The organism is Microbacterium trichothecenolyticum, from assembly GCF_030818955.1.
Lineage (GTDB): Bacteria > Actinomycetota > Actinomycetes > Actinomycetales > Microbacteriaceae > Microbacterium > Microbacterium trichothecenolyticum_B.
The window spans coordinates 1688087-1705835 of sequence record NZ_JAUTBF010000001.1 but is presented as its reverse complement, the minus strand read 5'-3'; the positions used below and the strand labels follow the sequence as shown (position 1 = coordinate 1705835).

General features: G+C 70.9%; 11 protein-coding genes and 2 pseudogenes. 7 read left to right on the top strand and 6 right to left on the bottom strand.

Features of this window, described 5'->3' with window-relative positions:
- Positions 1–67: 67 nt before the first annotated feature.
- A complete protein-coding gene (locus QE412_RS08090) occupies positions 68–1450 on the top strand; it encodes an MFS transporter (protein ID WP_307482063.1) in 1383 nt (460 codons plus the stop codon).
- Positions 1451–1552: 102 nt separating this feature from the next.
- On the opposite strand, the gene QE412_RS08085 is transcribed toward QE412_RS08090, so the two are convergent.
- The 3 genes from QE412_RS08085 to QE412_RS08075 all read right to left on the bottom strand — a co-directional run bounded on the left by QE412_RS08085 (position 1553) and on the right by QE412_RS08075 (position 4595).
- A complete protein-coding gene (locus tag QE412_RS08085; protein ID WP_307482060.1) occupies positions 1553–1993 on the bottom strand; it encodes a GNAT family N-acetyltransferase in 441 nt (146 codons plus the stop codon).
- A 10-nt stretch (positions 1994–2003) separates the two neighbouring features.
- Entirely contained in the window at positions 2004–3662 is a 1659-nt protein-coding gene (locus tag QE412_RS08080) for a thiamine pyrophosphate-binding protein (protein ID WP_307482057.1), read from the bottom strand.
- Positions 3663–3890: 228 nt separating this feature from the next.
- The gene (locus QE412_RS08075) at positions 3891–4595 is read right to left on the bottom strand and encodes an IclR family transcriptional regulator (protein ID WP_307482054.1); all 705 of its coding nucleotides are present in this window, start codon (positions 4593–4595) and stop codon (positions 3891–3893) included.
- Between the two features lie 97 nt (positions 4596–4692).
- On the opposite strand from QE412_RS08075, the gene QE412_RS08070 reads away from it, so the two are divergent.
- Entirely contained in the window at positions 4693–6537 is a 1845-nt protein-coding gene (locus QE412_RS08070; RefSeq protein ID WP_307482052.1) for an FAD-dependent monooxygenase, read from the top strand.
- Positions 6538–6805: 268 nt separating this feature from the next.
- The gene (locus tag QE412_RS08065; RefSeq protein WP_307482048.1) at positions 6806–8278 is read left to right on the top strand and encodes an NAD-dependent succinate-semialdehyde dehydrogenase; all 1473 of its coding nucleotides are present in this window, start codon (positions 6806–6808) and stop codon (positions 8276–8278) included.
- Between the two features lie 218 nt (positions 8279–8496).
- Here the strand turns inward: QE412_RS08065 and QE412_RS17695 are convergent.
- Positions 8497–8679: pseudogene (locus tag QE412_RS17695) on the bottom strand (substrate-binding domain-containing protein); the annotation flags it as partial.
- Positions 8680–9005: 326 nt separating this feature from the next.
- Positions 9006–10446, bottom strand: a pseudogene (locus tag QE412_RS08055) (helix-turn-helix domain-containing protein).
- Positions 10447–10563: 117 nt separating this feature from the next.
- Between QE412_RS08055 and QE412_RS08050 the strand changes: the two are divergent.
- Entirely contained in the window at positions 10564–12447 is a 1884-nt protein-coding gene (locus QE412_RS08050) for a phosphoenolpyruvate carboxykinase (GTP) (protein ID WP_307482046.1), read from the top strand.
- Positions 12448–12630: 183 nt separating this feature from the next.
- Here QE412_RS08050 and QE412_RS08045 read toward each other — a convergent pair whose 3' ends face one another.
- A complete protein-coding gene (locus QE412_RS08045; protein ID WP_307482043.1) occupies positions 12631–14496 on the bottom strand; it encodes an ABC transporter ATP-binding protein in 1866 nt (621 codons plus the stop codon).
- A 248-nt stretch (positions 14497–14744) separates the two neighbouring features.
- Here QE412_RS08045 and QE412_RS08040 point away from each other — a divergent pair, with 248 nt between their 5' ends.
- Genes QE412_RS08040 through QE412_RS08030 form a run of 3 tightly spaced genes read left to right on the top strand, consistent with a single transcriptional unit; the run spans position 14745 to position 17361 of the window.
- Complete coding sequence (locus QE412_RS08040) at positions 14745–15686, top strand: ABC transporter ATP-binding protein (RefSeq protein WP_307482041.1); 942 nt, start codon at positions 14745–14747, stop codon at positions 15684–15686.
- Positions 15683–16549, top strand: coding sequence for an ABC transporter permease (locus tag QE412_RS08035; RefSeq protein ID WP_307482038.1), 867 nt, complete (start codon positions 15683–15685; stop codon positions 16547–16549). The genes QE412_RS08040 and QE412_RS08035 overlap by 4 nt, the downstream gene beginning before the upstream one ends.
- Positions 16546–17361, top strand: coding sequence for an ABC transporter permease (locus QE412_RS08030; protein WP_307482035.1), 816 nt, complete (start codon positions 16546–16548; stop codon positions 17359–17361). The genes QE412_RS08035 and QE412_RS08030 overlap by 4 nt, the downstream gene beginning before the upstream one ends.
- The last annotated feature ends 388 nt before the right edge of the window (positions 17362–17749 follow it).

Here is a 17749-nt window from a genome sequence, read left to right as displayed (position 1 = left end):
CCCGGCAAGCCTCGCCCGTCATCGACGACGGCAACCGGGCCGACGATGACGTCCGAAGGAGTCCCCCATGACACACGCCCCCGCCGGAGGGTTCACCCCGACCGGTACCATCTCCGCGACCTCCGACAGGCGCCGCGTCGTCTTCGCCACGGTCGTCGGCACCACGGTCGAGTGGTACGACTTCTTCCTCTACGCCTCGGCCGCGGGACTGGTGTTCGGTCAGCTCTTCTTCGCCCCCGCCGGTCCCGGGTTCGCGCAGATCCTCGCGTTCCTCTCCGTCGGCCTGAGCTTCCTGTTCCGGCCGTTCGGTGCGTTCCTCGCCGGGCACCTGGGCGACAAGTACGGGCGGCGCGTGGTCCTCATGCTCACGCTCATCCTCATGGGTGCCTCGACGACCCTCATCGGCGTGCTGCCGACCTACGAGGTCATCGGCGTCGCCGCGCCCGTCCTGTTGATGCTGCTGCGCGTGCTGCAGGGCATCTCCGCCGGCGGGGAGTGGGGCGGTGCGGTGCTCATGGCGGTCGAGCACGCCCCCAAGACCAAGCGCAGCCTCTTCGGCGCCTCCCCGCAGCTCGGCGTGCCGCTGGGACTGCTCCTGGCCAGCGGAATGCTGGCGCTCATGGCGCTGATCGCCCCCGGCGACGCGTTCCTCGCCTGGGGATGGCGCGTGCCCTTCCTGCTGTCGTTCGTGCTCATCCTCGTCGGGTACTACGTGCGCAAGAAGGTCGAAGAGAGCCCCGTCTTCGTCGAGCTCAGCGAGCGCAAGGAGAAGACCCGGATGCCGATCGTGCACCTCTTCCGCAAGCACGCCCTGCTCGTGCTGGTCGCGGCGCTCGTCTTCGCGGGCAACAACGCTGTCGGCTACATGACCACGGGCGGGTACATCCAGCGCTACGCCACCGACCCCGACGGACCGATCGGTCTCGCGACGGCCGACGTGCTGGGGGCCGTCACGCTCTCGGCCGTGTCGTGGCTCGTCTTCACCTGGGTCGGCGGGTGGGTCGGTGACCGCATCGGCCGCCGCAACACCTATCTGATCGGCTGGGTGGCGCAGCTGGTGGGCGTGTTCCTGCTGTTCCCCCTGGTGAACACCGGCAGCGTCGGCCTGCTCGCCCTGGGGCTCGTGGTGCTCACCGTCGGCCTCGGCCTGACGTACGGGCCGCAAGCAGCGCTGTACGCGGAGCTGTTCCCGGCATCCATTCGCTTCTCCGGTGTCTCGATCTCGTATGCGATCGGGGCGATCCTCGGCGGGGCCTTCGCCCCGACCATCGCGCAGGCGCTGGTGGAGGCGACCGGCACGACGATGTCGGTGACCTGGTACCTCGCCGGGATGACGGTGCTCGGCCTCGTCGCGACGCTGCTGCTGCGCGACCGCAGTGGCATCCCGCTGGGCCCGGACCACGAGGCGGAGCAGGCCGTGAGCCCGATCCGCGGGCTGTCGCGGGCCTGAACCGCCCTGACCCCGCTGCGCCCGCGGCGGGGTCAGGGGCGTGCCGGCCTCCGGAGTTCCGGGCCGACGTGGGCCTCAGGGCGGGGCGGAGACGCCGCTCCGCTAGATTTTTCCGGAGTCCGGCCCGGTGATGCCGTTGGACTCCGGAGCGCCGACGAATTGCATCCCCGGCGCGTCCTCCGGTCGCCGCACGAAGCCGTTGCGCTCGTAGAACGCCGTGCGGCCGCGGGCGGCGAACAGCTGCACGTCGCGGACGCCCCGGCGGTGCGCCTCCTCGACGAGACGCCGCACGATCTCGGCGCCGGTTCCGCGGCCCCGGGCGCGCTCCGACACGATCATCTCGGTCACGAAGGCGTGCAGGGCGCCGTCGCTGATGAGCCGGCCGATGCCGATGAGACGTTCGTCGTCGTCTCGGGCGACGCAGACGACCCAGCTGCCGGTGAGGGCGCGCTCGAACGTCTCGGCGGGCCACTCGCCCCAGCCGGTCTCGGCGTAGAGGGTCGCGAATTCGGCGGCGGTCGGGGGCGTGAACGAGAAAAGCACGTCCTGAACGTTAGCGCGCCGCGATCTCCTCCCAGAACGGTGCGATGACGGCGGCGCTCACCCGCAGGTCGAGCAGGAGGAAACCGCGGTCCTCGGCAGAGCGCGAGGTCCAGGATGCCAGCGCCTCGAGGTCGTCGACCGACTCCACCACCGCGCCCTCCGCGCCGAACCCCCGCGCGACGGCGGCGAAGTCGACCTGGGGGATGAGCATCGGGTCGGGGTGCAGGCCCTTGACGCCGTAGTTGAGGACCTCTGCGCCGTACTGCGCGTCGTTCCAGACCAGGGCGATGCCCCGGCCGCCGGCCACGCGGATCGCCGTCTCGAGGTCGGCGAGCGCCATGAGCCCACCGCCGTCGCCGGTGCTCAGCACGATCGTCGACTCCGGGCGGGCGATCGCAGCCCCCGGGACGCTCGGGAACCCCAGGCCGATCGACTGATACGCCGTGCCGACCATGATCATGCGGTCGGGGGAGGCGACCGGCCAGTACATGTTCGACCAGCCCATGAAGTGGCCGCCGTCGTGGACGACGACGCGGTCCTCGGGCAACAGCTCGGCGAGGCGGGCGGCAGCGGCGCGCGGGTCGAGCCGGCCGTCGGGACCGAGCCCCTGGCCCTCGGGCTGGCGCCGCGCGGCGGCGAGGTCCAGGCCGTTGCCCCAGGTCGACGGCGTCGCACCCCGCGTGCGCAGGCGCCGGGCGATCTCGAGCGCGACGTCTCCGGCATCCGCGCGCACGAAGCCACCGACGTGGGGGTGCGTCGCGGTGGCCGCGAGGTCGACCTGGAACACCCGCGTGCCGGGGGCGAAGAGCTCGCCGAAGCGCATCGTGAACTGGTTGAGGCCCGCGCCGAACACGACGGCGACGTCGGCCTCGTGCGCGAGCTGCATCGCCCCGGGCGCGCCGAAGCCGCCCGCGACCCCGAGGTCGCGCGCCGGGTCGGAGAACAGTCCGCGCCCGAGCGCGCTCGTCATGGTGAGGGCGCCCGTCAGGGCGGCGATGTCGTCCAGCGCCGCGCCCGCATCGGCGAGCCAGGCCCCGCGTCCGCCGAGCAGGACGGGACGTTCGGCGGTCGCCAGCGCGTCGACGATCTGGTCGATCACGCCGTCGGCGTACGCGTCGAGCGGCGGGTGCTCGGGCGTCACCTCGGGCTCGGCGCCGGGGGCGGTGGCATCCGGGATCTCCCCTGCCTCGCGAGTCGCCACGTCGTACGGGATGCCGAGGACCACGGGCAGGCGATAGGTGAGGGCGTGCTCGATCGCGATGACGATCGTGGCGGCGGCGTCGCGATGACCCACCGTGTAGGTGCGGGCGCCGACCGCCGAGGCGAGCGCGATCTGGTCGACGCCCCACGGCCGCGGGCCCGAGGTCGGCTCGTCTCCGACGATGAGCACGAGGGGTGTCCGCGCCTGCACGGCTTCGGCGAGAGCGGTCAGCGTGTTCGTGAAGCCGGCGCCGTAGGTCGCGGTGGCGGCGGCGATCCGCCCCGAGGCGCGGTAGTGCGCGTCGGCGGCGACGACTCCCGCGGCCTCGTGCCGGACCGCGACGAATCCCGAGGCGGTGTCGCGGCCGAGCGCGTCGAGGAAGTAGGCGTTGCCGTTGCCCATGACGCCGAAGACGGTGTCGATGTGGCGGGCGAGGGTGTGCGCGACGTGCGCGGAGACGGTGGGCATGACGAAGGAAGCCTTTCGAGACGAAACGGAGGGATGCCGTATGTGTCTCGCGCTGTCTGCACTACGTGCCCTTTTTTCGAGCAGCGACGCACGACCCCGTGCGCCTGACGGGATCGAGTATAGGGGCAGCCCCCTCCCGGAGCGCCCGCTCCTCGCCCGAGCCCGCGCGTGCCTCGCGTGAGGGGCCATTTCCTGTCGCTTCGGTGCGCGCCGAACCGCCCCCGCGCGTCAGAGCGCCTGACGGATCGCCGCCGCGGCGACCGTCAGGCGGGCGGCGATCGTGGCGTCGTCGAGCGGCGTCGCCACATGCACGGCCGCGACGGCGGCGGGCTCGCGGCCCTGCACGGCCAGCGGCACCGCCACGGCCCGCAGCGACGGGACGACCTCGTCGTGACTCGTCGCCCAGCCCCGTTCGGTGACGTCGGTCACCTCCGCCGCGAGGCGGGCGTCGACATCATCGGGCCAACGGCGCGGGGGGAGCTGCGCGAGGATCGCCCGCCCGGGGGCGCCTCGGGGCACCGGATGCCGCGCCCCCGGCCGCTGCGCCACCGTGGTCACCGCGTGCCGCGGCTCGACGCTTGTCAGTGTCACGCACTCGTCGTGGTCGAGCACCACGAGGAAGCAGGTCATGCCCAGGTCGTTCGCGGCGGCGGTGAGTTCGGGGAGGGCCTCGGCCTGCAGGTCGGCGGCCACGCCCGCAGCCAGTGCGGCCAGGCCCGTTCCCAGACGCACCGCGCCCGCGGCATCCCGCGAGACGAGCCCGTGGTCCTCGAGCGTGCGCAGCAGGCGGTAGGCGACGGAGCGGTGCAGGTCGACGCGGGCGGCGAGGTCGTCGATCGTCAGCGGCGTGCGGGCGTCGGCGAGCTCTTCGAGCAGACGGATGCCACGGCTCAGCGTCTGAGAGGCGGGCGGCGCGTCTTGCCGTGGGGGCATGCGGCGGCTAACCTCTCGTTCGATAGCTGAACGTCGCATTCGAATATAGAACATAGCTCGCGACGAGGCAACCCCGACACCGACGTCAGGAGAAACGATGCAGTTCCATCACCACGGCTACGTCTCGGGTGACCCCCGCGTGCAGAACGCGGCCGGCACCGGTATCGACAGGCCGACGGAGCTCCCCGACGAGGTCGACGTGCTCATCGTCGGCTCGGGACCGGCGGGCATGCTGCTCGCGGCACAGCTGTCGCAGTTCCCGCAGCTCACGACGCGGATCATCGAGAAGCGCGATGGGCGCCTCGCCCTCGGCCAGGCCGATGGCATCCAGCCCCGCAGTGTCGAGACCTTCGAGGCCTTCGGGTTCGCGGACCGCATCACCGCCGAGGCGTACAACATCGGCTGGATGAACTTCTGGGCGCCCGACCCCGACGACCCCGATCGCATCGTGCGCCACTCCCGCACCGAGGACTACGCCTACAAGATCAGCGAGTACCCGCACCTGATCGTCAACCAGGCGCGCGTGCTCGACTACTTCGCCGAGGCCGCCGCGCACGGTCCCGGGCGGATCGTCCCGGACTACGGCGTGGAGTTCCTCGGCCTCTCCGTGGGCACCGACGACATCGAGGTGCGCGTGCGCACGGCGACGGGGGAGCGGAGCATCCGCGCGCAGTATGTCGTCGGCTCTGACGGCGCGCGCAGCGGCGTGCGCCAGGCGATCGGCCGCACGCACGTCGGGGTCGCCGCCCGGCACGCGTGGGGCGTGATGGACGTGCTCGTCGAGACGGATTTCCCCGACTGGCGCATCAAGTGCGCGATCAACGCGGCGGCGGGCAACATCCTGCACATCCCGCGCGAGGGCGGCTACCTCAGCCGCATGTACATCGACCTCGGCGAGGTCGCGGCCGACGACGACCACCGCGTGCGCCAGACGCCGATCGACGAGGTGATCGACCGGGCGAACGCGATCCTGCACCCGTACACGATCGACGTGATGCAGGTCGCCTGGCACAGCGTGTACGAGGTGGGCCACCGGGTGACCGACCAGTTCGTCGACGACCTCGACGACCCCCGCGTCTTCCTCACCGGCGACGCGTGCCACACGCACAGCGCCAAGGCCGGGCAGGGGATGAACGTCTCGCTGCAGGACGGCTTCAACCTCGGCTGGAAGCTCGGGCACGTGCTCACCGGCCTCGCCCCCGCCGACCTGCTGCGCACCTACGACGCCGAGCGGCGCCCGGTCGCCCAGCAGCTGATCGACTTCGACCGCGAGTGGTCGGCGCTCATGGCGCGCAAACCCGGCGAGATCACCGATCCCGACGAGCTCGCGACGTACTACCTCGCCACGGCGGAGTTCCCCTCCGGTTTCGGCACGCGGTACGCCCCGTCCGTGATCGTCGCGGGCGACGCGGCGGCGGAGCTGGCATCCGGTTTCCCTGTCGGCAAGCGGTTTAAGAGTGTCGAGGTCGTGCGGGTGTGCGACGGCAACCCCGTGCATCTCGGGCATCACGCGAAGGCCGACGGCCGCTGGCGGATCTATGTTCTCGCGGATGCCGACGGATCAGCGCTGGCGACGTGGGCAGCGGAGGCGCGCGGGATCGTGGAGCGATTCACCCCGGCGGGGGCCGACCTCGACGCCGTCTTCGACGCGAAGGTCGTCTACCCGGGGCGTTGGGAGGACGTCGCCGAGGTGCCGGCGCTCTTCCGCCCGCGGTCGGGGCCGCTCGGACTGACCGACCTCGAGAAGGTCTTCGCCGCGGCTCCCTCCGCGTGGACGAGCGCCGACATCTTCGCCGAACGCGGCATCGGCGCCGAGGGGGCCGTGGTCGTGGTGCGCCCCGACCAGTACGTCGCGCACGTGCTGCCGCTCGACGACCCGGCTGGGCTCGAGCAGTTCCTCGCCGGGGTGATGGCGGAACCCGCGGCCGCGGCCGCGCGCTGACGCGTCGCCAGCGGCATCCGTTCGTTCTGCCGCATAAACGCGATCGGCGCGCATAAACGCGAGAACAGCGCGTTTATGCGCGTGGGAAGCGTTTATGCGTGGCGAGCCCGCGCATCCCGGGCTCGCACCAGCGTCCGGCCCACCCCGCCCCGCCGACCCCTCGCCGCAGCGGCGAGCACAACACCCCTTTTGTACGCAACGTATATCGGCACGCATCCGCGCGCTGAGAAGAATGGGCGAGTATCCCCGCCCCGATCCAGGAGACCTCATGACTGATTCGCGCGAGAGCGAGCTGCTGGCATCCGTCCCCACCGGTCTGCTGATCGACGGGGAGTGGCGTGCGGCGAGCGGCGGCAAGACGGTCGCGGTGAACGACCCCGCCACGGGCGACGTGCTCCTCGAGATCGCCGACGCCAGCGTCGACGACGGGGTGGCGGCGATGGATGCCGCAGCCGCGGCGTTCCCGTCGTGGGCGGCGACCCCCGCGCGGGAGCGCGCCGAGATCCTCCGCCGCGCCTTCGACCTGCTGCAGGAGCGCAAGGAAGACATCGCCCTGCTGATGACGCTCGAGATGGGCAAGCCCCTCGCCGAGGCGCGCGGAGAGGTCGTGTACGGCGGGGAGTTCCTCCGCTGGTTCAGCGAGGTCACCGCCCACACCCAGGGCCGCTACGGTGCGAACCCCGAGGGAACCGGCCGCATGATCGTCACGCAGCACCCGGTGGGTCCCTGCTACCTCATCACGCCGTGGAACTTCCCCCTCGCGATGGCCACCCGCAAGATCGCCCCCGCGCTCGCCGCCGGCTGCACGGTCGTCATCAAGCCGGCCACCCTCACCCCGCTGACCACGCTGTTCTTCGCGCAGATTCTGCAGGACGCGGGGCTCCCCGCCGGTGTCGTCAACGTCGTCACCACGACCGACACCGGCCCCGTCTCCGAGCGCATCATCTCCGACCCGCGTCTGCGCAAGCTCTCGTTCACCGGGTCGACGCCGGTCGGCGTGAAGCTGCTGCAGCAGGCCGCGCCCGGTGTGCTGCGCACCTCCATGGAACTCGGCGGCAACGCCCCGTTCGTCGTGTTCGACGACGCCGACCTCGACAAGGCGGTGGAGGGCGCGATGCTCGCGAAGTTCCGCAACATCGGTCAGGCGTGCACGGCCGCCAACCGCTTCATCGTGCAGCGTTCCGTCGTCGAGGAGTTCACCCGCCGGGTCACCGAGCGCGTGCAGGCGATGAAGATCGGCCGCGGCACCGAGGAGGGCGTGCAGATCGGCCCCCTCATCGACGACCGCGCGGTCGACAAGGCCAAGACCCTCGTGGGGGATGCCGTCGAGCGCGGCGCCACCGTCACGGTCGGCGGGTCGCCGGTCGAGGGCCCCGGCACGTTCTTCGAGCCGACCGTGGTGTCGGATGTGCAGCCCGGCAGCGACATCCTGCGCGAGGAGATCTTCGGACCGGTGCTCGCGATCGTCCCGTTCGACGACGAGGACGACGCGGTGCGCCTCGCGAACGACACCGAGTACGGCCTCGTCTCGTACGTCTTCACCGAGTCGCTCGCGCGCGGACAGCGCATGATCGACAAGCTCGAGACCGGGATGATGGGCCTCAACGTCGGCGTCGTCTCCAACGCGGCCGCTCCCTTCGGCGGGTGGAAGCAGTCCGGCCTCGGCCGCGAGGGCGGCGACGAGGGCATCCACGAGTACCTGCAGACGAAGTACACGCTGACCGCGAACCCCTACGCCTGACCAACGACGGATGCCACGGCCCCGCGCTCCACGGAGCGCCGGGGCCGTGGCATCCGCGGTCCCGGCCCTCCGTCGGGCACCGGGACCGCGGCGGTGCGGTGCCGCGCTCCGGAATTTTCGGGGACGACTGCAGCCGCGGCGGTTCGATCCTGCCGATCCGCCGCCGATCTTCCGGAGCGCGGCGCAGCGCGGTTCGGGCATCGGCCCTCGGCCCCGCCTCAGCGGCGGGTCGACTCGCCCGGCACCAACTCGACGGGGATGACGGCGCGGTCACCGTCGCCGCCCGACATCAGCGTGTCGAGGATTTCCATCGCGCGGGCGGCGATCTCGCCCCAGTCCTGGCGGACCGTCGTGATGGTCGGCGAGATCTGCCGCGTCCAGCCGACGCCGTCGAAGCCGCACAGCAGCAGGTCGTTCTCGCCGATGATGAGCACGTCGTCGGCGGCGAAGCCGCGGTCCGACAACCCCGCGAGAAAGCCCTCGCGCCGCTCCTTGGTGGAGGGCAGATGGCCTTCGCCGCCGAGCATGGCGAAACGCGTGCCACCGGCATCCACCAGGTGATGGGCGGCGCCGCGGCCGCCGCCGAAGTCGTCGGAGCGCACCCACCCGCCGTTTCGTTTCACCGGCCGGGGCAGGCACAACTCCTGCAGCACGGCCGTTTCCTGCTCGCGAGGGTCGAGTTCGTCGCCTTCTGCAGGAGTTGTGCGGGCCGCGGCCCCGCCTCGCCTCAGTCGGCCGCGTGCCGGTCGAGGAAGGCGAACACCTCGGCGTCGTCGACGCCCGGGAACATGCCGCGGGGGAGCGGTGAGAACATGTGCCGGTGCACCCGGGCGCTCGGCCACGCCTTGCCCTGCCAACGCTGGGCGGCCTCGGTGTCGGGGCGGCGGCAGCACGACTCCTCGGGGCAGTGCGAGACGCCGCGGGTCGCCGTCTCGCGTCCGCGGAACCAGCGCGCGTCGTCGAACGGCACCCCCACGGTGATCGAGAAGTCGCCGTCGCTCGTGCTGCCGGTCTGCGTCGAGCACCAGAAGGTTCCGGCGGGGGTGTCGGTGTACTGGTAGTGCTCGGTGGTGCGGTTGTTGTTCGTCGAATGCCGAGCGTGCCGAGAATTTCCTGCACACGATCTGCCCCTCCACCGAACCGGTGACGTCGGTCGGCAAGGGCAGGCCGTCGTTCTCGTAGACGCGCGAGATCGCGCCGTCGTCGTCGACGCGCAGGAAATGCAGCCGGATACCGAGGTGCACGGTCATGAGGTTCGTCATGCGCATCGCGGCCGCCTCGTGGGTGACGCCGAAGGCGTCGCGGAAGTCCTCCACGGCGAGGTTGCGGTCTTTCTTCGCCTGCGTGAGGAAGGCGACCGCGGTGGTCTCGGGCATGAGGCAGCACGCGGCGTAGTAGTTGATCTCGAGGCGCTGCTGGAGGAAATCGGCGTAGTCGGTGGGCGGGCGGTGCCCGAGCAGGCGATGAGCCATGGCTTGCAGCGCCATCGATCGCAGGCCGTGACCGCCCGGGATCGAGGCGGGGGGCAGATAGATGCGACCGTTCTCGAGGTCGGTCACCGAGCGCGCGGAGTGCGGCAGGTCGCTCACGTAGATGAGCTCGAACCCGAGCTGCTCGGCCATGATGCTCACCGTCCGGTGGGTCAGCGCGCCGGTGCCGTGGCCGGCTGCCTTGAGCTGCTTCTCGGCGAGGCGCTCGATCTCGGGGAGGTGGTTGGCGCTCTCGCGCATTCGCAGTCGGAGCTCGGTGTTGGCGCGGCGAGCTTCTTCGGGGCTGGCGATGGTCTCGCGCTCCCGGCGCTGCAGCTCGCGGTGCAGCCCCAGCACGGCTTCGATGGTCTCGTCGCTCGTGCCCTTGGTCACTTTGACGGCAGGGATGCCGAGCTGCCGGAAGAACGGGCTGGTCTGGGCCCGTTCCAGCTCGATCTCCAGGGCGGCTCGCCGGTTCGGCGGTTCGGCGGAGAGCAGCTCGGTGACCTCGGTCTCGGTGGCTCGCGCGATCTCTTGCAGCAACGACAGTTTGGGCTCGCGCTTGCCGTTCTCGATGAGGCTCAGCTGACTGCCCGCGACCCCGACGAGGGCGCCGAGCTCGTCGAGCGTGAGGCCGCGCGAGAGCCGGTGATGGCGGATGCGGTGGCCCAGGGTGGTGAGTTCGAACGTCGACGCCATTCCTTGACCATATCGAAAGAATTGCATTTCTTAGCGTCGAATTCTCTGGAAAGACGCCTTCGCGTCCCTTCACCATGGAGGAACGACACCGAATTCGCTCCAACGGAGGAGAACGACATGGCACTCGCCGACATCTTCAGCTCCACCTCGCGCACCGCCGCGCCCGCCGCCCGTGCTCCCCGCCCCGGCTACGGTGTGCGCCCCGCCGTCGACGGCCCCGGCCTCGCCGAGCTCACCGCGTGGGTCGACCAGGTCGCCGCCCTCACGCAGCCCGACCGCATCCACTGGGTCGACGGCTCGGCCGCCGAGAACGACGCGCTCCTTCGCGAGATGGTCGACGAGGGCAAGCTCATCAAGCTCAACCCCGAATGGCGTCCCGGTTCGTACCTCGCTCGGTCGCACCCGGGCGACGTCGCCCGTCTCGAGTCGCGCACCTGGATCGCCTCCGAGAGCGAAGAGGATGCCGGGCCCACCAACAACTGGATCGCCCCGGCCGAGATCCGCGAGACCCTGAACGGCGTCTTCGAGGGCTCGATGCGCGGACGCACCCTTTACGTCGTGCCCTTCTCGATGGGTGCGGTGGGTGGCCCGCTCAGCCACATCGGCGTGCAGATCACCGACAGCGCCTACGCCGTGGCATCCATCGGTGTGATGACCCGTGTCGGCACGGCCGTGATCGAGCAGATCGCCCAGGGCGCGCCCTGGGTCAAGACCGTGCACTCGGTCGGTGCCCCGCTCGCCCCGGGCCAGGAAGACGTCGCCTGGCCGTGCAACGACGAGAAGTACATCGTGCACTTCCCCGACACCCTCGAGGTGTGGTCGTTCGGTTCGGGCTACGGCGGCAACGCGATCCTGGCGAAGAAGTGCTTCGCGCTGCGCATCGCCTCGGTCATCGGCCGCGACGAGGGGTGGCTCGCCGAGCACATGCTGCTCATCCGCGTCATCGACCCGAAGGGCAGGGCGTACCACGTGGCCGCCGCGTTCCCCTCGGCGTGCGGCAAGACGAACCTGGCGATGCTGCGCCCGACCATTCCCGGCTGGCGCGTCGAGACCCTCGGCGACGACATCACCTGGATCCGCCCCGGCGACGACGGGCGCCTGTGGGCCATCAACCCCGAGGCCGGCTTCTTCGGCGTCGCGCCCGGCACGGGTGAGTCGACGAACGTCACCGCGATCGAGACGCTGTGGGGCAACACGATCTTCACGAACGTCGCCCTGCGCCCCGACGGCGACGTGTGGTGGGAGGGGCTGACCGACGAAGCGCCCCCGCACCTCATCGACTGGGAGGGCAAGCCGTGGACGCCCGCATCCGGCCGCCCGGCCGCGCACCCCAACTCGCGCTTCACGGTCGGCGCCGCTCAGTGCCCGCAGATCGCCGAGGACTGGGAGGCCCCTGAGGGTGTGCCGCTCGACGTCATCCTGTTCGGCGGTCGCCGTGCGACGAATGTGCCGCTGGTGGTCGAAGCGACCGACTGGTCGCACGGCGTGTTCCTCGGCTCGACGATCTCGTCGGAGAAGACCGCGGCGCAAGAGGGCACCGTGGGTGAGTTGCGCCGCGACCCCTTCGCGATGCTGCCGTTCTGCGGCTACAACATGGGCGACTACTTCGGCCACTGGCTGAACGTGGGCCAGAAGCTGCGCTTCGACCGCGCCCCGCGCATCTTCCAGGTCAACTGGTTCCGCAAGGGCGACGACGGTCGGTTCCTGTGGCCCGGGTTCGGCGACAACGCCCGTGTGATCGACTGGATCATCCGCCGCGTCGACGGTCAGGTCGACGCTGTCGACAGTTCGATCGGACGACTGCCGCGCGTCGAAGATCTCGAGTTGTCGGGGCTGGAGCTGTCCTCGTCCGACCTCGACGAGTTGTTCTCCGTGGACCGCGCGTCGTGGCTGGCCGAGGCCGACCTCACCGAGAAGTTCTACGACACCTTCGGCTCGCACCTGCCGGCAGCCCTGCGCGCCGAGCTCGCGGCGCTGCGGTACCGCCTGCAGCGCGCCTGAGCGCGGTGACTTGCACGCATAAACGCGATCCGCGCGCATAAACACGAGCACCACGTGTTTATGCGCGCGGATCGCGTTTACGGCGACGGTTCGGGGACTGATCGCTGGCCCGGCGCACTCGCTGCCGCCCGTGTCCGGGGCGTCGGCCGCACCGCTCCCGCGCTCGCGCCGCACGACCCGATGTCACACCAGCAGCTGATGCTTCGCCAGGTCCCGGTACAGGGGCGTGGATGCCACGAGCTCGCTGTGCGTGCCCTGCCCGACCACGCGACCGTCGTCGAGCACCACGATGAGGTCGCTGTCGACCACCGTCGACAGGCGGTGCGCGATGACCAGCAGCGTGCGGTCGGTGGCAACGGCGTCGATGGCCTCGCGCATGCGCTGTTCGTTGACGCCGTCGAGCGACGACGTCGACTCGTCGAGCAACAGCACCGGGGGAGCGGCCAGCAGCGCCCGGGCGATCGCGAGGCGCTGACGCTCGCCGCCCGAGAGCATCACGCCGTCCTCGCCCACGGGGGCGTCGACTCCCAGCGGGCTGCGCTCGAGCACATCGCCGAGGTTCACTTCGCGCAGCACGCGCTCGCAGTCGGCATCGGATGCCAGGGGCGAAGCCAATCGCAGATTGTCGGCGATCGTGCCGGCCAGGGTCGGGGCGTCCTGTTCGACGTAGCCGAATCGGGCGCGCAGATCGTCGCGGGCGAGATCGCGGGCATCGACGCCGTCGACGAGGATCGCGCCCTCGGTCGGGTCGTAGAAGCGCTCGATCAGCGAGAGGATCGTGCTCTTGCCCGCTCCCGACGGACCGACCAGCGCCACGCGCGCGCCGCGCGGCACGGTGAACGACACCCCTCGCAGCACCTCGCGGTCGGTTTCGGCCGGGGCGTCGGCGGCATCCAGGTGGGCCTCGGCGAGCACCGACCGCGCCTCCTTCGCCGCCGCCTCGCGCGCCTTCACGACGTGGTCGGGGTAGCGGAACCGCACGTCGCGGAAGGCGATCGCCGGGGCATCCGCCCGCGCCGTCGCCGAGGCCGGCCGGTCGCCGTCGCTCTCGAGGGGCAGGTCGAGCACGTCCTGGATGCGGCCGAGCGCGCCGAGCGCCTGGTTGACGGAGGTGATCGCGCCGATCGCCGACGCCAGCGGCTGCACGAGCAGGAAGAGGAAGATCACGAAGGTCACGAGCGCGGCGACGTCGATGGCCCCGGATGCCACGCGGAACCCGCCCACGCCGAGCACGACCAGCAGCGACACCTGCAAAGCGATGCCGGCCACGGGCACGATGAGTGCCGATACCTTGGCGATGCGCACGCCGGCGGCGTAGGCCTCGGCCGCCACCTCGGTGACGGCGGCGGTCTCGCGCTCGGTGGCCCCGGCGGCGCGCACGGTGCGGATCGACCCGATCGCACGCTCGACCCCCGACGAGAGCTCGCCGACCTTCTCCTGCTGGGCCGCCGAGGCGGCGCGCACGCGCAGGCCGAGCACGACCACGCTCGCCAGTGACGCGCCGATCACCACGACGATGAGCCCGAGCAGGAGCGGGTCGATGAACGCCATCGCGACGACCGCGCCGACGAGGATGAGCGCGTTGCCCACGGCATCCGCGAGTCCCTGCGTGAGAACGGCGTACAACAGCGTCGTGTCGGTGCCGACGCGCGAGACGAGGTCGCCCGTGCGACGGGCGTCGAACTCGCTGATCGGCAGGCGCAGGATGCGCGAGATCAGCCGCCGGCGGCTGGAGTAGACCACCGCGGTGCCGGTGCGCTGCAGCAGGTAGTGCTGGTAGCCGGAGATGAGCGAGGACAGCACCACGAAGCCGACGAGCAGCCAGACGAGCGCCCCGAGCGGCACAGCGGCCTGCACGCGCGAGATGACCTGCCCGACCAGCAGCGGCTGCACCAGGGTCGTCGCCGCGCCGAGCACGCTGAGCACGGCGACGACGACGAGCGTGCGCTTGTGCTCGAGCAGGAACGGCAGCAACTGACGGAACGACGCGCGCGGGCCGTCGGGTACGCGGCGGCCGCGCCGTCCGCGCGCGGGAGCGGGTGAAGACATGCGGACCTCGGGGAAGGAGATGGGGTGCTTCGACCGTACCTCCCGCAGCCGTGCGGCCGGCTCCGCTGCTTCGTCGGTGGAGCGAACTCCGGATGCACCGCATATCCCTCAAGGCCCCGCGGGGGCGTCGGGCCACCGGTGACCGGAATTTCCGGAGCCCGGCACGCAGCGTCCCGCGGGCGGCCCGAGCCCGCCCCCGTCTCCCGGGACCGCCGGGCGATGTCGGAGCCGCTGGATATGGTGGAGCGGTGCCCGAGCCCGTGATCGCCGCCCGAGACCTCGTCAAGCGCTATCGCGCGAAGGGGAAGCCCGACTTCGTCGCGGTCGACGGGCTGTCCTTCGAGGTGGCTCCGGGGGAGTCCTTCGGCCTTCTCGGGCCCAACGGCGCGGGCAAATCGACGACGATGAAGATGATCGGCGCCGTGTCGACGCGAAGCGCGGGCGAGCTCCGCATCCTCGGTCTCGATCCCGACCATTACGGTCCCGAGATCCGTTCGCGCTTGGGCGTGATTCCGCAGCAGGACAACCTCGACGCCGAGCTGAACGCGCGTGAGAACCTCTACGTCTATGGCCGCTACTTCGGCCTTCCCGGCAAGGTCTGCGCGCAGAAGGCCGACGAGTTGCTCGCGTTCGCGCAGCTCGAAGACAAGGCGACGAGCAAGGTCGAACAGCTCTCCGGTGGCATGAAACGCCGCCTGACGATCGCCCGGGGGCTCATCAACGATCCACGCATCCTGCTGCTCGACGAGCCGACCACGGGCCTCGACCCGCAGGCGCGGCACGTGCTGTGGGACCGCCTCTTCCGTCTCAAGGAGCGCGGCACGACGCTCGTGCTGACGACGCATTACATGGACGAGGCCGAGCAGCTGTGCGACCGCCTCATCGTCGTCGACAAGGGCCGCATCATGGCCGAAGGGTCGCCCGCTGCCCTCATCCGCGCGCACTCGAGCCGCGAGGTGCTCGAGGTGCGGTTCGGTTCCGACCGCAACGAAGAGGCCGCCCGCTCGCTCGAGGGCGTCGGTGACCGCGTCGAGGTGCTTCCCGACCGGGTCCTCGTGTATGCCCACGACGGCGAGGCCGCCCTCGAACGCGTCGTCGCGGCGGGGCACACGCCGCTGACGTCGCTCGTACGGCGGTCGAGCCTCGAAGACGTCTTCCTGCGCCTCACCGGACGGTCGCTGATCGAATGAGCACTCCCCAGCCCCCGGATGCCGTGCGCCACCCCACCGCCGACGAGCTGCGCGCCGAAGCCCTCGCGTGGGCGCGCAAGCCGCGTCGGTACGGCTCCTGGTACGTCACGGAGCACATGGTCCGCACGATGCGCGCCTACGGGTGGACGATCGTCGTGGGTGCCCTCGGCCAGCCGATCCTTTACCTGCTCGGTCTGGGCCTGGGCCTCGCCGCCCTCATCCAGGGCCAGATCGACGTCGGCGGCCAGACTGTGCCCTACCTCGTCTTCGTCGCGCCCGCGTTGCTGGCCACGGCGGCGGTGGGAGTGGCATCCGAGGAGTTCACGTACCCGGTGATGTCGGGCTTCAAATGGCGGCGCTACTTCTACGGCTTCAACGCCTCACCCCTGTCTTCGGCCCAGATCGTCGATGGTGTCGTGTTGGGGGCCTCGGCCCGCATGTTCGTGGGCGTCGCGGCGTACTACCTCTTCATCTGGCTCTTCGGTGCAGTCCCCGAGCCCGCCACCGGCTGGTTGTCGGTGCTCGTGGGGCTGATCGCCGGTGTGAGCTTCGGCGCGCCGCTCATGGCCTTCGCGGCATCGCTCGAGGAAGACAAGGGACAGTTCGCGCTCGTGCAGCGGTTCGTGTTCGTGCCGATGTTCCTCTTCTCGGGCACGTTCTATCCGCTGTCGACGCTGCCGTGGTTCTTGCAGCCGATCGGGTGGGTCTCGCCGCTGTGGCATGCCACCGAGGTCGGCCGCATGCTCACCTACGGTCCGTTCGATCCGCTTGCGGCGCTCGGACACCTCGCGTACCTGCTCGTGCTCGCCGCCGGAGGCTACCTCGCGGCGCGACGCATCTTCGAACGGAGGCTCGCGGCATGAGCGCCGTCACGACCGCGCGGCGCCGTGGCGGCGTGGGCGCACTGTGGGCGGGCAACCCGCAGGCGGTCCTCCAGCGCAGCTTCCTCGCGGCCCGCTCGTCGAACTGGGTCGTGGTGGTGTCGGGGTTCTTCGAGCCGGTGCTATACCTGGCGTCGATGGGGATCGGCCTCGGCGCGCTCGTCGGTGAGGTCACGACTTCGACCGGCATGGTCGTTCCCTATGCCGCTTACATCGCCCCCGCACTGCTGGCTGTCTCGGCGATGAACGGCGCCGTGTACGACTCGACCTGGAACGTCTTCTTCAAGCTCAACTACGGCAAGCTCTACGAGGGCATGCTGTCGACCTCGCTCGGCCCGCTCGATGTCGCCCTCGGCGAGATCCTGTACGCGCTGATACGCGGGCTGGTCTACGCGTGCGGATTCATGGTCATCATGCAGCTGTTCGGGTTGAACCTCGCGCCGACCGCGATCCTCGCCCTTCCCGCGGTGGTCCTCATCGCGTTCGGTTTCGCCAGCCTCGGTATGGCGATCACGAGCTACATGAGGACGTTCCAGCACATGGACTGGATCACGCTGCTGATGCTGCCGATGTTCCTGTTCTCGGCGACCTTCTTCCCGATCACGCAGTACCCCGCGCCGATCCAGTTCCTCGTGCAGGCGTTCCCGCTCTGGCACGGGGTCGAGCTGATCCGCGGGCTCACGACGGGGGCGGTTTCGCCCGTGCTGCTCTGGCACGTCCTGTACTACGTCGTCATGATCGCCGTCGGCCTCATCTTCACCACGAAGCGCCTGCGCGCGCTGTTCCTCGACTGACGGCACCGCCGGACGGGGCGTGCCGGACTCCGGAAGGATCGGCCGTTCTGGTGTCTGTCGGGGCCGCGGGGCCGCAGCGCGGCCGAAATTTCCGGAGTCCGGCACGCCTCGCATCGCCTGGCACTGCCCCGCCGCCCGCGGCCCCGCCGCCCGTGCTCGCTCCGCGGGCGTGCCGGGCTCCGGAACAACCGGCCGTTTCGGCGCCTGGGAGGCTGTAACACTGCCGCGCCGGCCGAGGCTCCGGAGGCCGGCACGCCCCACCCGGCCCTTCCCCGCTCCCACCCACCCACCCGCGCCGCCCCCCCCCGCACGCCGCGCCCGCCCCCGCCCGTAAGCGAAACGACGGATGCCACGAGGCCCAGGCCCCGTGGCATCCGATGTTGCGCGA